The sequence below is a fragment of the Flavobacterium sp. CLA17 genome (genome assembly GCF_013112255.2).
Classification (GTDB): domain Bacteria; phylum Bacteroidota; class Bacteroidia; order Flavobacteriales; family Flavobacteriaceae; genus Flavobacterium; species Flavobacterium circumlabens.
In genome coordinates, this window is record NZ_CP068294.1 from 1,638,626 (window position 1) to 1,663,555 (window position 24,930).

A 24,930-nucleotide genomic window follows, 5' to 3' on the forward strand; every position below is an offset into this window, starting at 1 on the left:
GAACTATTCTAAATGAAATAAAAAAAAACGGCTGTCATCTGACAGCCGTTTTTCGTTGGTTATATTATTTTGATTATGAATTTTGTCCGTAAATTTTAGCGTAGAGATCTTTGTAGATTTCTTTGATGATTTTACGTTTTAATTTTAATGTCGGAGTCAATTGTCCGCCATCGATAGACCAGACATCCGGAGTCAGCTCAAAACGTTTGATTTTTTCCCAGTGACCGAATTTTTCGTTGATTCCTTCGATTTCTTCGTCGATACGTTTTATAACATCAGGATTGGAAACGATTTCTGCATTGGAACTTCCTAAAGTAATTTTATGGATTTTAGCCCACTCTTTTACAAATTCGAAGTTAGGCTGAATAAAAGCAGCCGGCATTTTTTCGCCTTCACCAATCACCATGATCTGCTCAATAAAACGGGATTGTTTCATGGCATTTTCAATCAATTGCGGAGCGATGTATTTTCCGCCTGAGGTTTTGAACATTTCTTTCTTACGGTCTGTAATTTTCAGGAAACCTTCGCTGTCAATTTCTCCGATATCTCCGGTGTGGAAATAACCGTCCTGTAAAGCTTCTGCTGTTTTTTCAGCATCTTTAAAGTAGCCTAACATTACGTTTGGTCCTTTGCAAAGGATTTCTCCGTCCGGAGCAATTTTTACTTCAACGTTACGGATTACTTTTCCAACAGTTCCAATTTTGAAACCTTTATTTCTTTCGTCGTTTACAGCAATTACAGGGGATGTTTCAGACAAACCGTAGCCTTCCATAACCGGAATTTCGGCAGCGGCAAAAACTCTTGTTAAACGGGGCTGTAAAGCAGCACTTCCGGAAACCATTAAATCTAAATTGCCTCCCAAACCTTCTTTCCATTTACTGAAAATAAGTTTTCTGGCGATTTTTAACTGAAATTCATACCAGAAACCATTGGCTCCGTAAGGCTCATATTTTAGTCCTAAGTCAATAGCCCAGAAGAATAATTTTTTCTTGATGCCGGTTAATTCACCGCCTTTTGCGTAAATTTTATCGTAAACCTTTTCCAGAAGTCTCGGAACAGCTGTAATAACGGTTGGTCTTACTTCTTTCAGGTTGTCACTGATTTTGTCAATAGATTCTCCAAAATAAACAGAAACGCCATAATACTGATAGATGTATAAAATCATTCTTTCAAAAATATGACAAATAGGAAGGAAGCTCAGTGCGGTACTTTTTCCCGGATCAAACGGAATTCTCGGTGCACTGTCTAAAACATTCGAAACAATGTTTTTGTGTGAAAGCATCACTCCTTTAGGTCGCCCTGTAGTTCCTGAAGTATAAATAATAGTAGCTAAATCATCTTCCTTAATGCTGTCTTTTCTGGCCTCAACCTCAGACTGATTGCTTTCGTCTGCCCCTAAAGTCAGTAATTCTGACCAGTGTTTGCAGCCTGCAATTTCATTAAAAGAATACACCTCTTTTAAAGTAGGAACGTTAGCTTTGATAGCCAGTACTTTTCGAAGTACTTCATCATCTGAAACGAAACAGTAAATACTTCCGCTGTGATTTAAAATATATTCGTAATCCTCTTCGGCAATGGTCGGATAAATTGGAACGTTTTGTGCTCCGGTCTGTAAAATACCAATGTCCATGATATTCCATTCCGTGCGGTTATTAGAAGTGATTAATGCAATTTTATCATCTTTCTGAACCCCCATCTGCAATAATGCTCTTGATATGGCATTTGCTTTAGCAATATATTCCTGGCTGGATGTTTTTTCCCAAGTCCCATTTTTTTTAGTTGCAAGAGCAACCGGAAGGTCGTAATTTTCTTGTTGATAATAAGGAAAATCAAAAAGGCGTGTGATTGAAACCATGTTTAATATATTGAATTTTACCGCAAATTAAATAAAAAATGGGTATAATTTTTAATTTTATGAAATTTTATGGCAAAAATTATAGGTACTCTTAAAAATCAACGAAAACGTTTTCTTTTTTACAGTAAATTTTCGGAAAAAGCAAGAATTGTTTAATTTCAGGAGGGCAATTTACTGCACGTTAAAATCCTCGTAGCTTTTTACCCTTTCTCCCATCAGGAACATTTTCTTTTTGGCGAAGTGAATAGAAAGCTGGGTATAATTCCACTCATCGCTATCATTGGTTCTGTACCAGAATGTATAGGATTTACTATTGAAACCTTCCTTAAAAACCGGAACACCTTCCTCTGTACATTCAATTCCCCAGTTGATCTTTTTTTTGCTTAAATCTTCGTCCTGAATAACTCCTGTTCCGTCAGGATTTAATACAGTGCTGGGCTCTTTTTGCCCGATAGGTAAAAAAGTTCCCTGTATCGGATAAGCAATAGTAGTCGTGATATAACGTTCGCGGCTTTTATAAACAATTTTATCGATATTAATTTCTTGTGAATAGGATTGCGTAGCTATAAAAAATAATGCAAAAAGGAATGCTTTTAAAATTTTCATTTCTCTGTAGGTTTTAGTTGTTTTTGGGCTTTCAAAAAAATCCAGTGGCAGGATTTTTATGGCGAATATAGTTCAAATTTCAATAAAAAAATCAATCCAAATTACAAGAATGAGATTTTTTTTAAACAATTCATTTCCAAAGGGAAATTAGCCGACAGAAAACTAATTATAACAGAGTTTTCTCTCTCAATTAAAATCATGGACTGTTTTCCGCAGACGGTATTGAATGAATCTTAATCTGTTTTAAGGGTTTTATTACAGATAGAAAAAAAGGGCTTTTTCCCCATTGAAAAACAGGAAATGACATAAGCGGCATTACGTCTTTAGAAAGTAGTTTTGAAATGAATTAATTGCGTAAGCCGAAAAGCAAACGAGTAGGCATTATTTAAAAAAATATAATATGGAAACTGCTTTCTTTTTGATAATGGGATGGTGCGGTACAGGTTATCCCGGATGGTTAAGGGATTTATTAAAAAAATGGCCAGGACCGCCACCTGATCCGGAACCTTGGTGGCACATTGGAATGATTGGTCTGGGATTAGTAGCAGGACTGGCCGGCGGGCATTTCTTTAGTAATGCCATTGCAGAAAATCAGTTTTTTGCAGGTCAGCATGCGATTGCTTCAGGGTTGTTTGCTTTCGGGGCATCTAATGTGGTAACCGGAATTGCTTCTTCACTGAAACGTTAAAAAAAATGCCCCGGCTGATAGGGATAGCGTCGGGGCAATTTTTTAGGGTAAAGAATAAAGTTTTTTTGCCACGAATTGCACGAATTTTCACGAATTATAATTATTTAATTGTTTGCTAATTGCAAACAACAAAGCAATTTTTAATCATTTTAATCCTCCAATCTGTGGCAAGTTTTTCGCATTACAAATTAATTTATTCGTGAAAATTCATGCAATTGCCTCGCCTGTTCGCTATCGCTCGAGTCATGGCAAAAAAAATCTTTTTATATCATTTAATCTGTGGCAAAAAAAACGCTCGATAATTCGAGCGTTTTATATTTTTTTAGATTTTCTCAATCCATTTTCTGGCGTTTACAAAAGCTTCATGCCAAGGAGAAACCTCGTCATTTCTGTCTTTTGGGTAATGTGCCCAGTTCCATTGGAAAGTGGAACGCTCGATATGAGGCATCATCACTAAATGTCTTCCGGTTTTGTCACACATCATTGCTGTGTTATAATCAGAACCATTTGGATTTGCAGGATAACCTTCGTACGCATATTTAGAAACAATGTTATAGTTTTCTTCGGCTAAAGGCAAATTGAATTTTCCTTCTCCGTGAGAAACCCAAACTCCTAAAGTACTTCCGGCCAATGTCGATAACATCACCGAATTATTCTCCTGAACTTTTACAGAAGTAAAGATACTTTCGTGTTTCTGGCTTTCGTTATGCAATAATTTTCCGTGTACTTCATGCTCCGGATTGATTACCTCTAGTTCCATAAACAACTGGCAGCCATTACAGATTCCGACAGATAATGTGTCTTCTCTTTTAAAGAAATTATCCAAAGCTGTTTTTGCTTTTTCGTTGTATAAGAAAGCACCTGCCCAGCCTTTGGCAGAACCTAAAACATCTGAATTGGAGAATCCTCCCACAGCACCAATAAACTGAATGTCTTCCAAAGTTTCACGACCTGAAATCAAATCGGTCATGTGAACGTCTTTTACATCAAAACCAGCTAAGTACATAGCATTTGCCATTTCGCGCTCGGAATTACTTCCTTTTTCACGGATAATAGCGGCCTTAGGTCTCTCGACTTCGCTCGAGATGACAGGTTTTTTACCAGTGAAATGTGCCGGGAAAGTATAGTTTAAAACCTGATTTTTATAGTTTTCGAAACGTGCCTGAGCTCTTCCGTTTTTAGATTGTTTCTGGTCTAGTAAATAAGAAGTTTCGAACCAAATGTCTCTATATTTCTCAATATCCAAATTATAAATTCCAAATTCCAAACTTGGCGTACTTTGCACGGAACCAATTTTGAAGAATTCGATATCGTTTCCTTTTAATTTAGCTTCAACAGCTTCGTTTGATTTCGCCTGGAACACAATTCCGATGTTTTCTGCAAAAAGGATTTTCAACAGATCTTTTTCAGCGAAAGCAGAAAAATCAATTTTAGCACCCAGATTTACATCCGCAAAACACATTTCCAGTAAAGTGGTAATCAAACCACCGCTTCCTATATCGTGTCCTGCCAGGATCTGATCGTCTAAAATCAATTCCTGAATCGTATTGAAGGCCGTTTTAAAGAAAGAAGCATCTTTTATAGTTGACGTTTCTTTTCCGATGGTGTTTCTGATTTGAGCAAAAGACGAACCTCCCAACTGGAAAGCATCCTGAGACAAGTTGATGTAATAAATAGAATCTCCGTTTTTCTGTAAAACAGGCTCTACTACTTTTTTGATGTCGATACAATTTCCTCCCGCAGAAATAATAACCGTTCCCGGTGCGATTACTTCGTCATTTGGATATTTTTGTTTCATCGAAAGTGAATCTTTTCCCGTTGGAATATTGATTCCCAATTCGATTGCAAATTCTGAACAGCCTTCAACCGCAGCGTACAAACGGGCGTCTTCGCCTTCGTTTTTACAAGCCCACATCCAGTTGGCTGATAATGAAATTCCTTTTAAACCGTCTTTAATCGGAGCCCAGACAATGTTGGATAACGATTCTGCAATAGCATTTCTGCTTCCCGCCACCGGATCAATCAAAGCGGCGATAGGTGCGTGGCCAATAGAAGTAGCGATTCCTTCTTTTCCTAAATAATCCAAAGCCATTACACCCACATTGTTCAAAGGCAATTGCAACGGTCCTGCATTTTGTTGTTTGGCAACTTTTCCACCCACACAACGGTCAACTTTATTCGTTAACCAGTCTTTTGAACCAACGGCTTCTAAACGTAAAACGTCTTGTAAATATTTTTCAAAATGGGCGCTGTCATAAGAAACATCCGCATATTTTCTATCGATTGTTTTATCGGTCATTACCGTTTTTGGAGAACTTCCGAAGAAATCTTCCAAAGCATAATCCATCGGTTTGGAACCGTTTGATTTTGATTCGAAAGTAAAACGGTGGTCTCCCGTTACATCTCCAACCTGATACATTGGCGAACGCTCTCTGTCGGCAATTCTTTGTAAAATGTCAATATCTTTCTGGCCGATCACCAGTCCCATTCTTTCCTGAGACTCGTTTCCGATAATTTCTTTTGCCGAAAGTGTCGGGTCCCCAACAGGCAATTTATCTAAATCAATCAAACCTCCGGTTTCTTCCACCAATTCAGAAAGACAGTTTAAGTGTCCGCCTGCACCGTGATCGTGAATTGATACAATTGGGTTATGATCGCTTTCCACCAAACCACGAATGGCGTTAGCCGCCCGTTTTTGCATTTCGGGATTAGAGCGCTGGATCGCATTTAATTCAATTCCTGATCCAAAAGCTCCGGTATCTGCAGAGGAAACCGCAGCACCACCCATTCCGATTCTATAATTTTCTCCACCTAAGATGACGATTTTGTCGCCTTCCTGTGGTTTCTTTTTGATGGATTGATCCAGTTTTCCGTAACCAATTCCACCCGCCTGCATGATTACTTTATCGTAACCAATTTTGCGGTCGTTTTCCTGGTGTTCAAAAGTTAAAACCGAACCGGTAATTAACGGTTGCCCGAATTTATTTCCGAAATCAGAAGCTCCGTTTGAAGCTTTAATTAAAATATCCATTGGCGTCTGGTACAGCCATTTTCTTTCTTCCACTGCATTTTCCCATTTTCTGTCTTCTTTCAAACGAGAATAGGAAGTCATATAAACTGCAGTTCCTGCCAATGGCAAAGAACCCTGGCCACCTGCCAAACGATCCCGAATTTCTCCTCCCGATCCTGTTGCTGCTCCGTTGAAAGGTTCTACAGTGGTTGGGAAATTGTGTGTTTCTGCTTTTAATGAAATAACCGAATCAAATTCTTTTACTTCATAAAAGTCTGGTTTGTCAGCTGATTTTGGTGCAAACTGCTGCACTTTTGGTCCTTTTACAAAAGCAACGTTGTCTTTGTAAGCAGAAACAATATCGTTAGGGTTTTGCTGTGATGTTTTCTTGATTAATTTGAATAAAGAAGTTTCTTTTTCTTCACCGTCAATAACAAATGTTCCGTTGAAAATCTTGTGACGACAGTGCTCTGAATTGGCTTGTGAGAAAGCAAAAATTTCAGAATCGGTTAGTTTTCTTCGCAGTTTTGTTGCAAGATTGTCTAAATAATCTACTTCTTCCTGGCTTAAAGCCAAACCTTCTGCTTTATTGTAAGTTGCAATATCATCGATTTCCAGAATAGGTTCCGGCTGTACGTTGATCGTGAAAATTTCCTGATCCAGCTGGCTGAATTTTTGAGAAAGCATCGGATCAAAATCGGTAAAGTCTTCCGTTGCCGGATGAAATTCTTCAATTCTGATGATGCCCGGAATACCCATATTCTGAGTAATCTCTACAGCATTTGTACTCCAGGGTGTGATCATCGTGGCGCGGGGACCAACAAAAAAATCCGTCAGTGCGGATTTTTCGATCTTATTGGAGTTGGCAAAAAGCCAGTTTAGTTTTGAAATGTCTTGAGCCGAAATTTCGTTTTGCGTTTGTACTGCAAAAACAGTTTTGCTTTGGTTTTCAAAGAAATGGATCATTTTGTGTAGTTTGTTGTATTGAGGTGCAAATTTAGTGTAAATAAATAGTAAGCGCAAATTTGAAAACGAAGTCTTTTAAAAAAAATGCAGCTGCTTTTTTTTGACCATATAAGGTGTTCAAAGGTTCAAAGGGACAAAGATGCAAAGGGACAAAGGAATAAAGGAACAAAGTTTGAATTTGAGCGGCACAATTAAAAAAACTTTCCGATTTTGTGACTTTGTGTGCAAAATTTACACCTTTTTTTTGACCATGTAAGTGATGTAAGTTCATTTAAGAAGTGTAGCTTTTAATCTTCCGCAGATTTGCTTCGCCAGTTCGCTATCGCTCGGGTGGCAGATTGAGCAGATACAAGGATTAGTAGATGATTGAGCTGATGCTATTCTTTTTATCATCTATACGCAGAGACGCTGTAGATTGAATAGCGTCCAGCTTTAGCTGGATGTAATAAAATAATCAAAACGAAAGGCTTTAGCCAAACCAGTACAGTTCGGCTAAAGCCTTTTCAATTCTATTTTTTAAATCTCCAGCTAAAGCTGGAGGCAATTGAAAAAAAATATTTTAATCTGAGGCTAAGAAAAAGCTTTGCTTCCGATACCTTGGGATTGGGTCTCCCGCAGATTTGCTTCGCCTGTTCGCTATCGGGTCGTGGCAGATTAAGCAGATACAAGGATTAGTAAAAGATTAAGCGGATTTATAATTGAAATAAATCTGCTCAATCTACAAAATCTGTGGGAAACTAAAACAAAAAAAGCGGCAATTTGCCGCTTTTTAATAAATAAGGATCTAATTTTTAAATTAGTTGATGATAATCTTTTTATACACTGTTTTTTCATCTTTCGTGATGACAACAATATATATTCCTTTCGCAAGATGACTTACCGCTATTTCCGGATTCGTTGCATTTTGTTTTTCAAAAACTTTTTGTCCTGAAAATGAAATGATTTCAATCGAATAAGGAGCGTCTGAGTTATTATAGCCGATATTAAAATTTCCATTGGAAGGATTCGGATAAATTATAATTTCATCAGAAACGGATTCAGCTTCTTCTTTAGTTGCAATGGCTGTTTTGCTGGCTAAGTTATTGCAGGTATCCGTAGTATACGAATCCCATTGTGAACTTAGGTTGAAGGTTGTGCTCGGAGCCGTTACCGTCGATTTTCTTCTTAAAGTTACATCAATAGCAAAATTGGCAGTTCCGCCGCTAAAAGTTCCGATAATGTCTATTAAAACACCGTTTTTGAATAAACCTACTGCATCATTTCCGTTAAAAGTAAGTTCTGTTGCTGCTGTAGAAATATTAGCCGAACTTTTTGAGAAACAAGCAGAAGATATTGAACTGTTAACCACTACGTATTTGCTTCCGCTGCTCAGTGTTCCGCTCAGGGTTAAACCGGTACTCCACGAACCTGCACCGTTGGTTTGTTTTTTTATGGTATAAACAGACATGTTAACGGAACTTCCGGTATTGTTGGCAATCTCTAAAGCTTTATTGTTTCCTGAACCTTCAATGTATTCAGAGAAAAGCAGTTCGGAAGCTGTTCCTGTTCCGCCGCTGTTTGTGGTAACAGCAATGGTATTGCTTGACGAAGAAATGTTTCCGGCGGCATCTTTGGCTTTTACATAAATAGAATAACTTGTTGATGCCGTTAAACCCGTAATAGTTGCTGTTACTCCTGAAACAGTAGTTTTCAGAACGCTGTTTGCATATACATCATATCCGGTAACGGCAGTATTATCTGTAGAAGCAGTCCAGGCCACTGTAATGGAAGTCGCTGTTTTGGTTGTTGATGCTAAACTTGTCGGAGCTGTTGGAGCCGTAGTATCTCCGGAGGGTGGTGTGCCTCCCCAGATTTGATTTACATATTCCGGATGGTCTATATAAGGATTTCTATTGTTCTGACGGGCATAAATAGCATTGTTTCGGGCGATTTCTCTCGCGCTTACCGGATCTTGTGCGTTCCAGGCTAAAAGTACGCTTAAAAATGCAGCTGTAAATACTTTATTGCTTGATCCGTCAAACATAGGGTAGGAATAGCCTGCAACCGTATTTTCATAACGGGTGGCAAAATAGAAATACATTCTGGCAATATCTCCTTTGAAAGCATTTACAGGTTCGAAAACAGTTCCTGAATATCCGGATACGGCACTTGATCCCAATTTGCTTCCGTTTTGAGAAGTGTAAGTTACTGAACTCACATTTCCATGTGGGTAATTAGAACGAATTCCGTTTACTTTTCCATCGGTCGGTGTGATAAAATGGGCATCGGAAACCATAGGGGATTGCTCGTTAAAAGTAGATTGCGGAATGATGTGTTCCCTATTATAGCAGTCACCTTCTACGGAATAATTACCACATCTTTGGGTGCTTCCCGTGCTGTAATTGTAAGGATCTGTTCCTGATGGATTTTCAGAATACATGTCTAAAACAGTACCGTCATTTTCGTAGAAATTATCAACATCAGACGCTTGATAGGTGGTATATAAACCCGAATATCCGTTATCGGTATGGCCTTTAATAATGTTGTATAATTGTGTTTTTAAAGTGTAACCGGTTCCGGTGGCAGTGCTGTAATAACCGGACGGGATTTGTGCAAAACCCGCAATAGTAAAGATCAGTAATAGAAACGAAGAGTAGCTTTTTTTCATAAATAATAGTTTAATTTGGTTGGTAATAAATTGATTAATAGTGTTTTAATTTATTTGTGTACCAAATCTACTATTTTTATGAATACGCTGGGTTAAGGAATGATTATTTTTAGATATATTTTCTTACGGTTGTTTCTTTTACCATATAAGTGTTCAAAGGTTCAAAGGGACAAAGGTGCAAAGTGACAAAGTTTGAATTTAAGTATTACAAATAAAAAACTTTGCGACTTTGCGTCTTTGCGAGCGAAATTTGAAGGAACCTTAAATGAACTTACATCACTTATATGGTAAAAAACGTAATCTTTACGCTTTGTAGAAAATCTTTATTTTGGAAAGTCGGCACTCTGGTAAGCGCCCAGATCGGGTGGGGAAGTCCTAGTTTTTCCGATAATGTCCAATGGAATTGCATATGCCTGATTTCCTTTCGCGAAAGCGGCAGAAGTTTTATCAATATTGAATTTGTTCTGAGACACGTTATAAAACTTTGGATTTTCATTCAGAATGATGTTCGTATAATGCACGGCATCATCCTTAAACTGGTAATCCGGATTTTTACTTGTGCCGCTGAATTTCAGTAAACAATTATTCAATTGATAGACGAATTGCGCGCTTGTGCTTTTGTCTAAATTAAATTCACTGGTATTGGAACCATAAATAATACAATTGTTAAACGTAGCCTGAGTCAGGTCTTTCGTTTCCGGAGTGGCACCGGACAGTCGGTTGCTTAAGTTAACGGCAAAATGGTCGCCACTTGGCCAGTTGTTGTAAAAAGTACTATGTGTAAAACTGTAATCCCCGCCATAAATACAGGATAAACCCGCCAAACCGGAATAATTAATGACAACATTCTCTCCTTTGATTCGGGCATTCTGTGCTAAAATGCCATATTGTGAACAGTTGTAAATTTGTGTGTTTTTAAGCTGAACCGTTGTCGCGTCCTGTTTTCTGATCGATAAACCAATGGTTGCATTTTTTAGTGTCAGATGATTGATGGAATGATTTGTACTTCCGTCAGCCAGAATAATGGCGCCCCATTGTCCGGGAATATCCGAATACAGGGATTCCAGGCGATCACCTTCAAAAACAACTTCATTTTCTAATTTTTCAGTTGTTGAAACCGCTCCGTTAATTTGCAGGGAAGCATTTTTATCTACAAAAAGTCCTGAATTAGCGTGAAAGAATACTTTGGCACCTGCTTCGAAAGTGATGGTTTTATTCTCAGGAACTGCTGCATACCCGTAAACAACATACGGTTTTTTGTTGGTGAAAAGGAGTTCATTTCCGTTTGCAGTATCATTTTCATCCAGATAAAAACCATCAACTGCTTTGCCATCGATCTCGATTTTTTCCTTGGTTCCGTCCGGATTTTGTTTGGGAAATAAAAAAACCGCATCCTGAATCAAGGTGACCAATGCCACTTTTTGAAGATTGGCCCCACTGTCAAATTGAATTTCATCGGTATATAAAAAATCAGTCGGGTTAGCATCTGTAATGTCTGCCGTTGTTTCTATAAAAATATACAAACTGTCTTTGGCCAAAAGGGTAACGTTATTGAAGATTTTACCATTGTTTCCGCTTGTTCCGTCGACTGTCATTCGGTATTTGGAGCTTAATCCTTTTTTAAGCTGAATAACGGGAATTGAAATATCATCTTTGCTTTTGTTGTACACTTTAAGCTGATAGGTACTTGAACCGATGTTTTTAAAAACTGTATCCAGGTAAACGGTATCTTTTGAAAACTTTAAATTTCCGGAACTGGCTACGGTGTCAAAATCAGTTCTACAGGCACTAACCGCTAAAAGTAAACCGAGAATGAAAAGTATAAAGTATTTACGCATCTGAATAAGTTTTTTTTTGCCACAGATTTAAGCATTAAAAGATTTTTTCTATGCGCAATGCAAATAATCTAATCGATGTGAATCTGTGAAATCTGTGGCAAAAAATATTACGTTTCTACCGCAGACTGCTGTTATTGTTTTGTAAAAATAACAAAAAACGGACAGGTTCGAAGATCATTTTAATAATAGGATTGTATTTTTTAATTTGTATCTCTTCTTTTCTTTAATTTTACGATTTTAAATTCCACTTTAATGAATTACACAAAAGAGCAAATATTAGAGCGTTGCAATCAGTTTACTAAAAACACACTGATGGAAACCCTGAAAATAGAATATATAGATGCCGGCGAAGATTTTCTGACCGCAAAAATGCCGGTAAATCCTGCTGTTCACCAGCCTATGGGATTGTTACACGGAGGAGCTTCAGTCGCTTTGGCTGAAAGCGTTGGAAGTGCGGCATCCTTTTTCTTTATAGACCCAAAAGAACAGGAAGTCCGTGGCATCGAGATTTCTGCCAATCACCTGAAAAGTATTCGTGAAGGCTGGGTTTTTGGCACAGCACGTATCATTCATAAAGGAAGAAGCATCCATCTTTGGGAAATTAAAATTACCGATGAAGAAGGCAATCTGATTTCACTTTGCAAATTGACGAATATGGTTCTGGATCGAAAGAAAAGCTAGTGGAATGATGAATAATTTCTTCTCTAAAATAAAACTGCATAAAGAGCAAAATTTACCATTTGTACTTTATTCCAAACCCACTTCCACTAAAATGATTGGGCTTTTACAGCAAAATAATGTTTTGCATACCGTTTCTGATTTTACCGAAAAAGGATTTGTCTTTGCTTCTTTTGATGAAAAGCAACTGATTCTGATTCCGGAAAACGAATCTGAAATTATTACTGCTGAACAGGAAAATATGGAGTTCAGTCTGATTGAAAGGAATGATTCCGGTTTTGATCCAGCTGCTAAAAAACAGTATGAAGATTTAGTTGCCAAAGGAATTCAGGCGATTAAAAACGAAGAGTTCAAAAAAGTGGTCTTATCAAGAAGCGAAAGTGTAGCGGTAACCGATTTCGATTTTATAACGACTTTTCAGCAGTTGATTCAATTGTATCCGACTACTTTTAGTTATTGCTTTTTTCATCCTGAAATCGGCTTCTGGATGGGGGCAACGCCGGAACAATTATTAAAAGCCAACGGAAATGTATTTGAAACCACAGCTTTGGCCGGAACGCAAAAAGCCGAATCGGAAATTGAAATTTCCTGGCAGCAAAAAGAAAAAGACGAACAGCAATATGTAACCGATTTTATTGTAAAACGACTTCGTGAAGTGGCGCTATCGGTTGAGGTGACGGAGCCTTACAGTATCAAAGCGGGATCGATCTGGCATATTAAAACCGATATTTCGGGTGTTTTAAATGAAAATTCGACTTTGGAAGAAGTAATTGATACGCTGCATCCAACACCTGCAGTCTGCGGTTTGCCTAAAAAGAAAGCAAAAGCATTTATCATTGCAAACGAAAACTATGACCGGACTTTTTACACGGGGTTTTTAGGGGAATTAAACAGCAGCCTGGCATCAAATGCCGTAAGTTCTGATTTATTCGTAAATTTACGCAGCATGCAGATTATGGAAAATAAAGCCATTTTGTACATGGGCTGCGGTATTACCAAAGAAAGTATTCCTGAGAAAGAGTGGGAGGAAAGTGTCAATAAATCGATGACAATGAAAAGAGTTTTGGGGAAGTGAAAAATAGTCGCAGTCGCAGTTTTCAGTCGCACTGCATACTGAGACTGAAAACTGCGACTCAAAACCTGAAACCTGAAACCTGAAACCTGAAACAAAAAAAACAAACAAACAAAATGAAATTAGATATACTAGCCTTTGGCGCACATCCGGATGATGTGGAATTAGGTTGTGCCGGAACCATTTTAAAAGAAGTATCACTGGGTAAAAAAGTAGGTATTGTTGATTTAACACGTGGTGAACTGGGTACGCGTGGTACGGCTGAAATCAGAGATCAGGAGGCAGCGGATGCAGCAAAAGTTTTGGGTGTTGTAGTTCGTGAGAACTTGGCCATGCGTGATGGCTTTTTTGTAAATGATGAAAAACATCAGCTGGAAGTTATTAAAATGATCCGAAAGTATCAACCTGAAATTGTATTGTGCAATGCCATTGACGATCGTCATATCGACCACGGGAAAGGAAGTAAATTAGTTTCTGACGCTTGCTTCTTATCCGGTTTAATGAAAATTGAAACTTCAATTGACGGAGTGAATCAGGAAGCCTGGCGACCAAAAGTCGTTTATCACTATATTCAGTGGAAAAACATTGAACCTGATTTCGTGGTAGACATCACAGGGTTTGAAGAGAAAAAAATAGAAGCTATTCTGGCGTATAAAACACAATTTTATGATGCCAGTTCAAAAGAGCCTGCTACACCCATTACAAGCAAAAACTTCCTGGAAAGCTTAAATTACCGTGCGCAGGACTTAGGAAGGCTTGTTGGGAAAGATTTTGCGGAAGGATTTACTGTTGAAAGATGTTTGGCTGTCAATAGCTTAGAAAATTTGATGTAATTTTTTCAAATTTTTCTTTGTAGAAGTAAACCTTTGTTGTATATTTGCAACCGCAAAGAAAAATGGTGGTTGTAGCTCAGCTGGTTAGAGTATTGGTTTGTGGTGCCGAGGGTCGCCGGTTCGAACCCGGTCAGCCACCCAGAAATTTAAAGCCTTGAAGAAATTCAAGGCTTTTTTTGTACCATTAATTTAAATCTCGAATCTTAAATTCCAAATCTCAGCAATTAGAATTGGGTCAATATTTTTTTGTCATTTCGACGTAAGGAGAAATCACATGCGCATAGACGCACAGCACGGAATAGGTGATGTGATTTCTCCTTACGTCGAAATGAACATTGTAAAGCATTATAAAGTTTGGAATTTGGATTTTAAAGATTGTCTTTTTTTTTTTTTTTGATACAAAAAAAGCATGACGTTTAAGTCATGCTTCAATTGGTTTATTATATTTGGTTGTGTATTATCTTATTTCTTCAAAAGTGGTTCCCTGTTTGATATCTCCGGAGCTAAAACCTTTTTTAAACCAGTACATTCTTTGTTCCGATGAACCATGTGTAAAAGAATCGGGAACTACTTCTCCGCTCATTTTACTTTGAATCGCATCGTCTCCAACGGCATTTGCAGCACTTAAGGCTTCTTCGATATCACCAGCTTCAATATATTGCTGATTATCATGAGCCCATACTCCGGCATAAAAATCAGCTTGTAGTTCTAAAGCTACAGATAACTTATTAGCCTCGGCTTCGCTTTTTCCCTGTTGTTCTTCACGCATTTTTTCTGAAGTCCCGAGTAAGGTCTGAATGTGGTGGCCAATTTCATGGGCTATAACGTATGCAATTGCAAAGTCACCACCCTTGGCTCCAAATTTTGTTTTTAGTTCTTCAAAGAATTCTAAATCCATGTATACTTTTTGGTCTCCGGGACAGTAAAATGGTCCGGAAGCAGAAGAGGCTCCACCGCAGGCTGTTTGTACGGAACCTTTGAAAAGTACTAATTTAGGCTTTTCGTAGGTCATGCCGTTTTCGGTAAAAATTTTGCTCCAGGTGTCTTCTGTTTTTGCCAGAACAGATTTAACAAAATTACCCATTTCTTCCTCTTCTTTACTTAATGGTGCAGCAGCCTCAGTTTGCTGTTGCCCACCTTGCATTTGCTGTAATACATTCCCAACAGTTTGCCCGGTTTCACCACCAAAAACGTTTAGCAACAAAATAATTATACCAATAACTCCGCCTCCTACGGCAACTTTTCCGCCAGATAAACCTCTTCTGTCTTCAACGTTATCACTTTGTCTTGTGCCTCTCCATTTCATATTGTATTGTTTTTGTGGTTACTATAATTTCAGCTTTACGAATTTAGAGTTTTTTTTGAAAATAGAGTTACACCACGGGATTAACTTTTTTCTATTTTATCCATTTCGACAATGCCTCTTCAACCGTACCGCGAATAATAGGTTTTGAGATGTAATCGTTCATTCCGGCAGAGATACATTTATTCCGTTCGTCTTTTTCGGCGCCGGCTGTCACCGCAATTATCGGAATGCTTTTGCCTGTTAGTGTATTTCTAATGGCTTTTGTGGCTTCATAACCATTCATAATTGGCATTTGAATGTCCATAAAAACAAGGTCCGGACTAATGTTTTCAATTTGGTTTACCGCTTCATAACCATTCTCGCATTCATAAATAATCGTATTGAGATTCAGGTTTTTTAAGATTGTTTTCAGCAACAGCATGTTTACTTTGTTGTCTTCTACAATTAAGATGCTTAATTTTTTTTGATTGGAATAGTAATTCAGATCAAATTCGTGGTTGATTGTTTTGGATACTATTTTGTATTTTTCATTGATGCTTTTGTGACTGATATTTAAATTCAGGTCAAAATAAAAATTACTTCCCTCGTCTATTTTGCTTTTGAGCTGTAAACGGCTTTCCATCAAAGCCAGCAGCTGATTAGAGATGGTTAGTCCTAGACCGGTTCCTCCGAATTTTCTGGTCGTAGAGCTGTCTTCCTGGGAAAAAGCCTTGAATATTTTCTTCTGATTTTTTTCCAGTATGCCTATTCCGGTATCAACTACCGAGAAACGGATGATGTAATTTTCTTCTGATTTTTGCTCAATGACCGAAACGTTTAGTTTGATGCAGCCTTCGTTTGTAAACTTAATGGCATTGGATAAAAGGTTGATCAGGATTTGTTTTAGACGTACAATATCGGTCCAGATGTACTTCGGCACGTTTGGATCGACGTTCAGTTCAAGTTGAAGACTTTTTTGATTGGATTCATAAACGATTAAATCAAATATTTGTCCCAATATTTTCTGGATGTCGTAGAGGTCTATAAAAAGCTCCAGTTTTCCGGCCTCAATTTTAGAGAAATCAAGGATATCATTGATGATTTCCAATAAAGAATGCGCGGACTGATTGATGGTTGTCATGTACTTTTCCTGAATTTCTTCAAGATTCGTTTTCATCAGTAAATGTGTAAATCCGATAATGCCGTTTAAAGGCGTACGAATTTCATGGGACATATTGGCCAGGAAATCAGATTTTGATTTATTTGCCGCTTCTGCCAGTTCTTTGGCTTTTATGGCATCTTCGCTTTCTTTGATTTTCGCCTGATTTCTGTTTCGGTCCAAAGCTGATGAAATATTATTGGCCAGTGTCTGAAAAATGTAGATTTCATCATCCGTCCATTTTCTGTCTTTGGTGCAGTCATCAAAACCGATAAAACCTGAAAAGGTATTATTGGTATATAAAGGCAAAATCAAAATAGATTTGATTTCATTGGCAATCAGCAATTTTTTGAAAAAAGTATCTTCGAGGTTTTGTGTTAAAGTGCTTAACACTTTTTTACTTTGAGAATGTTCAATTATTTCTTTTAAATCTTCTTCTGTAAAATGTTGTAATTCTGTTATTTGATGTTTTACACCATCTCTGGACCATTTGTATTGCTGGGTAATGGTTTTGGTTTCAAAGTCTTTTTCGTAATAAAAAATATGATCGACATTTGAGGCTTCCCCTATAATTTCGTAGGTCTCTTCAAACATTTTATGCGTGCTTTTGCTCATTAAAAATTTTTCCGTACAAAGGGCCAATGCAGAAAGTAATTCACTTTTCAGTTCCAGTTTTTTTTCTGCTTTAAGCCGCATTTGGGATGAAATGGCCAGCGATATCACATCTGATATGGTTCTGGCATAATTGATATCTTCATTATCCCACTCTCTTTTTTCCTCGGTACTTTCAAAACAAGCCACGCCAGCCAGTTGCCCGTTCAGGAAAATAGGCACGTCCAGCATCGATTTTATTTTATTCCGGGTAAAATAGACTTCCTTAAATTCGGAGGTTTCTAATTTATTAAAAACATCCGGAGCGTTTATAATGGCTTTGTTTTTTAAGGTTTCAAAGTAAATGGGATACGATTCCTTATCGAGAACATTTTTATCACTTAAACTCTGATTGTCCCGGCTAAATAAGTTTTTGCAGGTTATAATGTCATTGGAATATCTCCAGAAACTCACTCTGTTTGTCCTGGATACGGTCGCAGCTTCCTGAATGATATAATCAATTACGGTTTGAAAATTGCTGTAGTTCCGAAAATCGGTGGTTGATAATTTTTTGGTGGAATTGTTGTAGGATTCGATTTTTTCGAGACGCCTTTTTTTCTCGTTTTCAATATCTTTTATTTCCGTAATATCTCTTGCGATACCTGCAAAACCAATGGTCTGGCCTAAGTCATTTTTACGAATAATTACTTTTTGGGAAATCCATAATTCCTCGCCGTTTTTCTTTAAGATCGGAATTTCAATAGTGGGATAATTGATTTCATTCTGCTCTAAATTTTCGTAAAAATCAACGGCATTTTTTATATAATCTTCATGGATGAAATTGGAATAATGCTGCATAATTATTTCACTTTCATAATAGCCTAAAATAGAAAACCCAAATTCATTTACAAACGTAAAATAACCATCCACATTGATTTCAAATATAATATCCGTAGCGGTCTGAATCAGGTTTTTGTATTGGTCCTGAACTATAATCTGCTCCGTAACATCCTGACCAATGCTAATAATTAAATCTTCAGAAAACTTTTTATCTTTCCATTGGATGTATTTGTACTCGCCATTCTTATTTTTTAATTTCTGAATATACAGTTTATCATCAATCTGCATTTTATTGTGATTTTCTTGTATGAATTCCTGGTCTTCAGTGAGTTTCCAGAATTTCATGGCCATAACTTCATCCGGCAGATACCCTAAAATAGAGGTAATGGTTTCACTGCAAAATAATATTTCGCCTTTTTGATTGGTTGCAATAGTAAGCGAATTTCCTTTGTGAACAATTTCATTTGTAAATCTGAAATTATCCCGGCTGTTTAATAAAACGGCATATTTTACCTGATTGATAATGAAAATCAGAATCGAAAAATTGATTAATAATATGGAGGATTTTAACGGAATTAAATGAAAAGCAATTGTAATGATCTGAAAGGTAAAAGCCAAGGCGACGAAAATCCAGTAAATCCTGATGGGCTTTAAAATATTATAAGCAAAGAAAAACGAAATTAAAAAAACAATAATTGGTACAACATCATTAGAAAGGTAAGTAATATTGTAGGCAACATAGGAAATATAAATAAAGAAAGAGAAGATAAAAATGGGCTGAATTTTATCTCTCAGTGCTTTTATTTTATCGGTTACAAAATAAATCAGCAGTACAAAAAAACCAAGGGATACATTTGCGATCAATAAACTTTTGGGTCTGATCTTAAAGATTTCATTGATAATTTCGATTACAATAATGGCGATCCCAAAGAATAGAATGTAGAGCTGGTATTCCCTGCTGGCTGTGTCATCTTCTCTTTTCTTTTCGATGAAATATCCAATTTTAGCCTTAATTCTAAAAAATTGATAGATCAGCAAAGTAAGAAAGCCAGCTAAGGACAATCCTAAAATAATGATTTTAGGATTGTTATAGAAAATAATATCAGAATTGAATACAAACCAGTTTAATCCGCTTGCTTTCAGGGCATCTCCAAAAGTGGTGAGTCCCGAAATCAATGAATGAATACAACTATAGTTTTTTACCATAGTATTTGGGGTATATTTGGTTTAGTAAACAGCTTTTTTGAGTTTCTAAAAAGAGTAGGTTAAGCTCTTTTTTTTATTTAGAAAATCTGTAATTATTATAAATCTGACTGACCAATAGCGTCAATAGAATTTTCGTCTTCATCATTTAATATGATAGCTCTGTAAATCGCGTAATTTACGGAGTATGTAATTGGAATTGTAAATACAATACCAATACAACAGCCAATAAAACCAACCATAGAAGCCAGTCCTCCAACGATCACTAAAAGAAGAATTACAAAGGGTTGTTTACTTACGATCATAACGCTCGATTTGATAGCGTCTATCGCGTTTAGTTCACCAAAAATGATCAAAGGAATTGTTAGCGTAGTAAATAAGGTAATCACAACTGTAATGAGGGTATCTACGAACATAATGCCCAGTAAGCTGAAACCAACTGAAATTAACCCACCCAACAAAGAGATTGACAAGGTGGCTATAAAAAGGTTTGAAAAGTGACGTGACGTATAATAAGAAAAAATAGTGGAAACAGTAAACGCCTCATCTTTATCTGCACAATCAGCCATTTTTAGAAATCCTGCTGTAAACGGACTTAAAAATGCAGCTACAAAAGCAATCACTAAAGTGTAGATCATTAAGATTGAACTGTCTGGCTGTTCGCTTTGAAGGTTTTTGAAGAATTGTTCATTAAAATGTTCAACTCCATAAAGTGCCACTAAAATTCCTCCGCCAAGGAAAAAAGCTAAAATAGAAAATACCAATAATATCAATCCTGCATAAAGTGCTATTTTTTTGTAGTTTTCGAAAGCGTGGTTGAATACATTCGAAAAATCTAACGAATAGCCATTTTTCCTAATGTCTTCGATTTGGTCAAGTGTAGATTTCATTTTTTTGAGTAAAATTGTTTTATAGTCTGTTTTCTTTGATGTTATTCAGACGTAAATATAATATTTTTAATCAATTCCATATAAAAATCTACAAAACATTACTAAAATGTTTTAGTGCTTATAACCAGTCTAATATGCGTTTAATTGCCGTTAATTTATCTTTATAAGGGGCATAACGCATCGGCAGGTCCAGCCAGTTTCCTTTTTTGACCACTCCTTTGTGATGCGAGAAAATATCAAAGCTTAGTCGGCCATGATACGCTCCTATACCACTATGGCCTACACCGCCAAAAGGGAGTCTTTTATTAGAAAAATGTACCACAGTATCGTTGATGCAACCGCCTCCGAAAGAGTAAGTTGTAATTAGTTTTTTGGCAAAAGATTTGTTATCACTAAAAACGTAAAATGCAAGAGGTTTCTCATATCTGCTGATTACATTTTTAATTTCTTCTTCCGTCTCATACGTAAGGATAGGTAAAATTGGACCAAAAATTTCTTCTTTCATCACAGGACTGTCCAAACTTGGTTCTTCAAGAAGTGTCGGTGCGATATATAAGGCGTTGGCATCTGTTTCTCCGCCAAATATTACTCTTTCCGGATCAATCATATTCACTAAACGCAACCAGTTTTTGGTATTGATGATTCGGGCAAAATCAGGCGATTTCTCCATTTTTTTACCGTAGGCTTTTGTAATTTCTTCCATCATAAAAGAGAGAAAATTGATTTTCATATTCTTTTGAATCAGGATATAATCGGGAGCAATACAGGTTTGGCCGGCATTGATAAACTTGCCCCAGACAATTCTTTTGGCAGCTAATTTTAAATCGGCGGTTTCATCAATAATACAAGGGTTTTTTCCGCCTAATTCAAGGGTAACGGGAGTCAGATTTTCCGCAGCGGCTTTGGCAACCACTTTACCTACGGCTACGCTTCCGGTAAAGAAGATATAATCCCATCGTTGTGCCAGTAGTTTATTTGAAACTTCTACACCACCTTCAAAAACTTCAACGTGATTGATATGAAAAGTCTTCTGAATGATCTTCGTTATGATTGCTGATGTATGGGGTGTAAGTTCCGAAGGTTTTAAAACCACGCTGTTTCCTGCTGCAACAGCCGAGATAAGCGGGCACAAGGCAAGTTGAAAAGGGTAATTCCAAGGTGCAATTACCAATACTTTTCCGTACGGTTCTTTGTAAATATAATCGGTGGAAGGAAAATTAAGAAGCGATGGGAAAATACGTTTTGGTTTTGCCCACTTATGGATATTCTTAATGGTGTCTTTCAATTCTGAAATGACATAATTGGTTTCGGTTAAAACAGCTTCAAATTCAGGCTTTTTAAAATCATCGTATAACGCTTTTGCAATTAAATCCTCGCTTTTCTGAATGTTATACAATAACTTTTTTAGCGTTTCTTTTCTGTATCCGATGTCGTTTTTGTAGTCCATTTTGCGATTAACTTGATTTTTTGACTCTGCAAGTTAAATGATAAAATTTAAAAAAATAACAATTTCATCATAAAATCACAGGGCATTCCAGATCGTTTCATCGGGCACAGGCGCAATAATTGTAGTGTTTTCTTTAGAAACAGGATGCACAAAAACTAATTTTCTGGCGTGCAGATGAATCCCTCCGTCGGGATTACTCCGGTCGGATCCATATTTTAAATCTCCTTTTATAGGAGAGCCGATTGCGGCCAATTGCGCACGAATCTGATGATGGCGGCCTGTATGAAGATTGATCTCTAAAGCCACATAATTCTGAAGTTCTTTGAAAACAGTATAATCCAAACTTGCAATTTTACTGTCAGGAACTTCTTTTAAATGGGCTTTTGAGGTATTATTTTTTTCATTTCGCTTTAGAAAATGAACCAATTTGGCAGTTGTTTCAACGGGTTTGTTTTTAACAACTGCCCAATATGTTTTTTGTGTTTCGCGATTGCTGAACATTTCGTTCATTCGCGTTAACGCTTTGCTGGTTCTGGCAAAAACCACGATTCCCGTAGTAGGCCTGTCCAAACGATGAATGACCCCCAGAAATACATCACCCGGTTTATTGTATTTGTCTTTAATGTATTCCTTAACCACATCAGATAAAGGCTTGTCACCGGTTTTATCACCCTGTACAATATCACCCACACGTTTATTGACCACAATAATGTGATTGTCTTCGTGTAGGATTTGGAGATTGTTTTTATTGGAAAGTATTTTCAAAATCGATTTTTAGATTATTGGATTTTTAGATTGTTCGACTGAATTTAGACTAAAGTAGATTTAAATTTCGATGTCATTTTTACGATTCTATCAAGATTAATACATAATTCATCTAGTTTAATTTGATTGATATAACCTAAATCAAAAGAGATTAGTAATTGAGTTTCAATTTCAAAAATAGAACCAATTGCAATTTCAAGAAACCTTGAGAAATCTTTGTTACTGCTTCTGGAACATCCTTCAGCAATATTGGAAGGTACAGATACAGAGGCACGACGAAGTTGATTTGTTAAACCAAATTTTTCTGATTCGGGGAAATTAGATGTAATGTTATAAATCTCAGAACAGAATTTTCTGCTTGATTTCCAAATTTCTAAATCCTTAAATCTGTGCATTATAATTTAATTTAGTTTTTTTCCAACAATCAAAAAATCCAATAATCTAATATTGTTCAGTAGAATTCGGAAAATCACTAGACTTAACATCAGCAGCATACTGACCAATTGCTTTGGTCATTTCGTCGTATAAATTTAGATAACGACGTAAGAAACGCGGACTGAATTCGTTGTTCATTCCTAACATATCGTGAATAACCAAAACCTGCCCGTCAACGCCGCCTCCGGCACCAATACCAATAACAGGGATCGAAATACTTTTGGCAACCTGCTCTGCTAAATGTGCTGGTATTTTTTCTAAAACAACACCAAAACAGCCTATTTTTTCAAGCATTTTGGCATCTTCAATAAGTTTTTCAGCTTCTTCGTCTTCTTTTGCACGAACGCTGTATGTTCCGAATTTATAGATGGATTGTGGGGTTAAACCCAAATGTCCCATAACCGGGATTCCTGCGTTTAATATTTTTTTGATTGATTCCTTAATTTCTTTTCCTCCTTCAAGTTTTACGGCGTGACCGCCACTTTCTTTCATGATTCTAATAGCAGAACGCAAAGCTTCTTTTGGATCAGACTGATAACTTCCAAAAGGTAAATCAACTACCACTAATGCTCTTTCTACCGCACGGACTACAGACGAAGCGTGATAAATCATCTGATCTAAGGTAATTGGCAATGTTGTTTCGTGACCCGCCATAACGTTTGAGGCTGAATCGCCGACTAAAATCACATCGACTCCTGCGGTATCCACAATTTTAGCCATTGTAAAATCGTAAGCCGTAAGCATAGAGATTTTTTCTCCGTTGCTTTTCATTTCGATTAATGACTTTGTTGTGATTCTTTTATAATCTTTTTTTGCTACTGACATTTTATTTTTTTTTGAAGATGTAAAAGTATTGAATAATTATAGATTGAAATCAGCAATAGAAGAATATTTCGATGTTAAATAACTTTCCATCTCTGAACTCTATTTTAAATTCACTGTCTTCCAATTGTATGGAGTAAAGATGTGGTGCCTTTATGGAGGCGCCAATATAAGGGCCGTATTTTTCGACAAATGCTTTTTCGGATACCGAATGGTCTAAAGTTGCATTGGCATTAAAAACGAGTTTGTTGTTTTCGTTGATAAAAACTTTGGTTATTTCTGCCTGATTTTGTTTTTCATCGACAGACGCTTCCAAATCCGGGTAATAATAAAAAAGGTCACTTAAGTAAACGCTGCATTCATCGCTTATGGTTGCTTTTTTTACCGGTTTTCCAAATATCCTCACTAAATCTTTCTGAGTTAAAAACAGCGATTTTGTTTTTACTCCTTTCAGAACAAATTCTGATTTTTTAACTAAAGCAAGAATTTCTTCCGGATTTTTATGCTTAGCTAATCCTTTGGCTATGATCATATTCAATTCGGTATCAGCCAGAAGTTTTGGATCGTTTATTTGTTTGACTACCTCATAATATTTTTGATAAGCCGGAGCTAAAGTTGCACTGTTGCTATTCCAGGCCAGTTCTACAAGTCGCTCGCCAACCGTTTTGCGTTCTTGAATATTAGTAACATCGAGTTTGTCAAACTCTTTGAGTAAAGTATTGAAGTCAGGTCTTTTTCCAACGAATTTTCTTAATGTAAATTTAGCGTATTCATCACTAAAATTCCCGCTTATATTTACCCATTCTTCCTGGTTTTTAGGAAGATAATTAATTGCCACAGGGTCACCTGTATTCAGGATTTCTTTAATTTTTGAATTTTTATCAGGCTGGGCACGCGCTTTCAAACCGGCCACTAAAACAAAAAGATGGTTGCTCCCATAATAATTATCATTGCCTTCTATAAGTGGATTTTCATTGTCTCTGACTTTAACATCGGCAGCGTTTAACCGTGTGGTAACGAATTTGTCGGGAATATAGCCTTCCGATAAATTATCTGATTTTACTTTATACCAGCCGTTTTTACTTTCGGATAATAATTGAACTTCAGCACCATATTTAAAATATCCTAAAAATTCAGCAGAAGTGTTTGGTGAAGTGTACAAACGGGTATCTGAATTGAGGAAATAGCGTTCCTGAGCGTGCAGTATAACGGAGCAAAATAGGATTGCTAAAAAGTAATATTTTTTCATGAAGTATTTTTTGGGAGAGTTTTTTTGCCACAGATTAAAAGATTTAAAAGG

Annotated in this window: 17 protein-coding genes and 1 tRNA gene; 5 read left to right on the forward strand and 13 right to left on the reverse strand. The window is 36.8% G+C overall.

Annotation, left to right across the window (positions count from 1 at the left end; genetic code table 11):
- Window positions 1-73: 73 nt before the first annotated feature.
- Both HAV12_RS07240 and HAV12_RS07245 read right to left on the reverse strand, forming a co-directional pair.
- Complete coding sequence (locus HAV12_RS07240) at window positions 74-1,855, reverse strand: long-chain fatty acid--CoA ligase (RefSeq protein WP_171569060.1); 1,782 nt, start codon at window positions 1,853-1,855, stop codon at window positions 74-76.
- Window positions 1,856-2,026: 171 nt separating this feature from the next.
- Window positions 2,027-2,461 carry a hypothetical protein gene (locus HAV12_RS07245; protein ID WP_171569061.1) on the reverse strand — a complete coding sequence of 145 codons (435 nt, stop codon included), beginning with the start codon at window positions 2,459-2,461 and terminating at the stop codon, window positions 2,027-2,029.
- Between the two features lie 400 nt (window positions 2,462-2,861).
- Between HAV12_RS07245 and HAV12_RS07250 the strand changes: the two genes are divergently transcribed.
- Window positions 2,862-3,149 carry a hypothetical protein gene (locus HAV12_RS07250; RefSeq protein WP_171569062.1) on the forward strand — a complete coding sequence of 96 codons (288 nt, stop codon included), beginning with the start codon at window positions 2,862-2,864 and terminating at the stop codon, window positions 3,147-3,149.
- A 322-nt stretch (window positions 3,150-3,471) separates the two neighbouring features.
- On the opposite strand, the gene purL is transcribed toward HAV12_RS07250, so the two are convergent.
- The 3 genes from purL to HAV12_RS07265 form a co-directional block, all read right to left on the reverse strand.
- Window positions 3,472-7,125, reverse strand: coding sequence for a phosphoribosylformylglycinamidine synthase (gene purL, locus HAV12_RS07255; protein WP_171569063.1), 3,654 nt, complete (start codon window positions 7,123-7,125; stop codon window positions 3,472-3,474).
- Window positions 7,126-7,921: 796 nt separating this feature from the next.
- Window positions 7,922-9,772, reverse strand: a complete 1,851-nt coding sequence (locus HAV12_RS07260; protein ID WP_171569064.1) for an endonuclease — start codon at window positions 9,770-9,772, stop codon at window positions 7,922-7,924.
- Between the two features lie 323 nt (window positions 9,773-10,095).
- Window positions 10,096-11,610 carry a right-handed parallel beta-helix repeat-containing protein gene (locus HAV12_RS07265; RefSeq protein ID WP_171569065.1) on the reverse strand — a complete coding sequence of 505 codons (1,515 nt, stop codon included), beginning with the start codon at window positions 11,608-11,610 and terminating at the stop codon, window positions 10,096-10,098.
- Between the two features lie 252 nt (window positions 11,611-11,862).
- Between HAV12_RS07265 and HAV12_RS07270 the strand changes: the two genes are divergently transcribed.
- The 4 genes from HAV12_RS07270 to HAV12_RS07285 all read left to right on the forward strand — a co-directional run bounded on the left by HAV12_RS07270 (window position 11,863) and on the right by HAV12_RS07285 (window position 14,332).
- Entirely contained in the window at window positions 11,863-12,291 is a 429-nt protein-coding gene (locus tag HAV12_RS07270) for a PaaI family thioesterase (protein WP_171569066.1), read from the forward strand.
- 7 nt (window positions 12,292-12,298) lie between these two features.
- Window positions 12,299-13,363, forward strand: a complete 1,065-nt coding sequence (locus tag HAV12_RS07275) for a chorismate-binding protein (RefSeq protein ID WP_171571643.1) — start codon at window positions 12,299-12,301, stop codon at window positions 13,361-13,363.
- Window positions 13,364-13,476: 113 nt separating this feature from the next.
- Complete coding sequence (gene bshB1, locus HAV12_RS07280) at window positions 13,477-14,193, forward strand: bacillithiol biosynthesis deacetylase BshB1 (RefSeq protein WP_171569067.1); 717 nt, start codon at window positions 13,477-13,479, stop codon at window positions 14,191-14,193.
- A 65-nt stretch (window positions 14,194-14,258) separates the two neighbouring features.
- Window positions 14,259-14,332 (forward strand) — tRNA-His (locus tag HAV12_RS07285).
- 318 nt (window positions 14,333-14,650) lie between these two features.
- On the opposite strand, the gene HAV12_RS07290 is transcribed toward HAV12_RS07285, so the two are convergent.
- From HAV12_RS07290 to HAV12_RS07325, 8 genes are all read right to left on the reverse strand, one after another.
- The gene (locus HAV12_RS07290) at window positions 14,651-15,499 is read right to left on the reverse strand and encodes a neutral zinc metallopeptidase (protein ID WP_171569068.1); all 849 of its coding nucleotides are present in this window, start codon (window positions 15,497-15,499) and stop codon (window positions 14,651-14,653) included.
- A gap of 91 nt (window positions 15,500-15,590) precedes the next feature.
- Entirely contained in the window at window positions 15,591-19,274 is a 3,684-nt protein-coding gene (locus HAV12_RS07295) for a response regulator (RefSeq protein ID WP_171569069.1), read from the reverse strand.
- 95 nt (window positions 19,275-19,369) lie between these two features.
- Entirely contained in the window at window positions 19,370-20,161 is a 792-nt protein-coding gene (locus HAV12_RS07300) for a hypothetical protein (protein WP_171569070.1), read from the reverse strand.
- A gap of 118 nt (window positions 20,162-20,279) precedes the next feature.
- On the reverse strand, window positions 20,280-21,608 hold the full coding sequence (locus HAV12_RS07305) for an aldehyde dehydrogenase (RefSeq protein ID WP_171569071.1): 1,329 nt from the start codon (window positions 21,606-21,608) through the stop codon (window positions 20,280-20,282).
- 75 nt (window positions 21,609-21,683) lie between these two features.
- Window positions 21,684-22,373: an RluA family pseudouridine synthase gene (locus tag HAV12_RS07310; protein ID WP_171569072.1), complete on the reverse strand. Its 690-nt coding sequence runs from the start codon at window positions 22,371-22,373 to the stop codon at window positions 21,684-21,686.
- 44 nt (window positions 22,374-22,417) lie between these two features.
- Window positions 22,418-22,768 carry a four helix bundle protein gene (locus HAV12_RS07315; protein ID WP_171569073.1) on the reverse strand — a complete coding sequence of 117 codons (351 nt, stop codon included), beginning with the start codon at window positions 22,766-22,768 and terminating at the stop codon, window positions 22,418-22,420.
- Between the two features lie 46 nt (window positions 22,769-22,814).
- Complete coding sequence (gene panB, locus HAV12_RS07320) at window positions 22,815-23,633, reverse strand: 3-methyl-2-oxobutanoate hydroxymethyltransferase (RefSeq protein ID WP_171569074.1); 819 nt, start codon at window positions 23,631-23,633, stop codon at window positions 22,815-22,817.
- A gap of 49 nt (window positions 23,634-23,682) precedes the next feature.
- Entirely contained in the window at window positions 23,683-24,879 is a 1,197-nt protein-coding gene (locus HAV12_RS07325; protein WP_171569075.1) for an SH3 domain-containing protein, read from the reverse strand.
- Window positions 24,880-24,930 lie beyond the last annotated feature (51 nt).

Coding starts and splice junctions, on each gene's coding strand:
- HAV12_RS07270 (WP_171569066.1), top strand. CDS start 11,863: ATGAATTACACAAAAGAGCAAATATTAGAGCGTTGCAATCAGTTTACT.
- HAV12_RS07275 (WP_171571643.1), top strand. CDS start 12,299: ATGAATAATTTCTTCTCTAAAATAAAACTGCATAAAGAGCAAAATTTA.
- HAV12_RS07325 (WP_171569075.1), bottom strand. CDS start 24,879: ATGAAAAAATATTACTTTTTAGCAATCCTATTTTGCTCCGTTATACTG.
- HAV12_RS07315 (WP_171569073.1), bottom strand. CDS start 22,768: ATGCACAGATTTAAGGATTTAGAAATTTGGAAATCAAGCAGAAAATTC.
- HAV12_RS07265 (WP_171569065.1), bottom strand. CDS start 11,610: ATGCGTAAATACTTTATACTTTTCATTCTCGGTTTACTTTTAGCGGTT.
- HAV12_RS07245 (WP_171569061.1), bottom strand. CDS start 2,461: ATGAAAATTTTAAAAGCATTCCTTTTTGCATTATTTTTTATAGCTACG.
- HAV12_RS07300 (WP_171569070.1), bottom strand. CDS start 20,161: ATGAAATCTACACTTGACCAAATCGAAGACATTAGGAAAAATGGCTAT.
- HAV12_RS07240 (WP_171569060.1), bottom strand. CDS start 1,855: ATGGTTTCAATCACACGCCTTTTTGATTTTCCTTATTATCAACAAGAA.
- HAV12_RS07305 (WP_171569071.1), bottom strand. CDS start 21,608: ATGGACTACAAAAACGACATCGGATACAGAAAAGAAACGCTAAAAAAG.
- HAV12_RS07260 (WP_171569064.1), bottom strand. CDS start 9,772: ATGAAAAAAAGCTACTCTTCGTTTCTATTACTGATCTTTACTATTGCG.
- bshB1 (WP_171569067.1), top strand. CDS start 13,477: ATGAAATTAGATATACTAGCCTTTGGCGCACATCCGGATGATGTGGAA.
- HAV12_RS07290 (WP_171569068.1), bottom strand. CDS start 15,499: ATGAAATGGAGAGGCACAAGACAAAGTGATAACGTTGAAGACAGAAGA.
- panB (WP_171569074.1), bottom strand. CDS start 23,633: ATGTCAGTAGCAAAAAAAGATTATAAAAGAATCACAACAAAGTCATTA.
- HAV12_RS07295 (WP_171569069.1), bottom strand. CDS start 19,274: ATGGTAAAAAACTATAGTTGTATTCATTCATTGATTTCGGGACTCACC.
- purL (WP_171569063.1), bottom strand. CDS start 7,125: ATGATCCATTTCTTTGAAAACCAAAGCAAAACTGTTTTTGCAGTACAA.
- HAV12_RS07250 (WP_171569062.1), top strand. CDS start 2,862: ATGGAAACTGCTTTCTTTTTGATAATGGGATGGTGCGGTACAGGTTAT.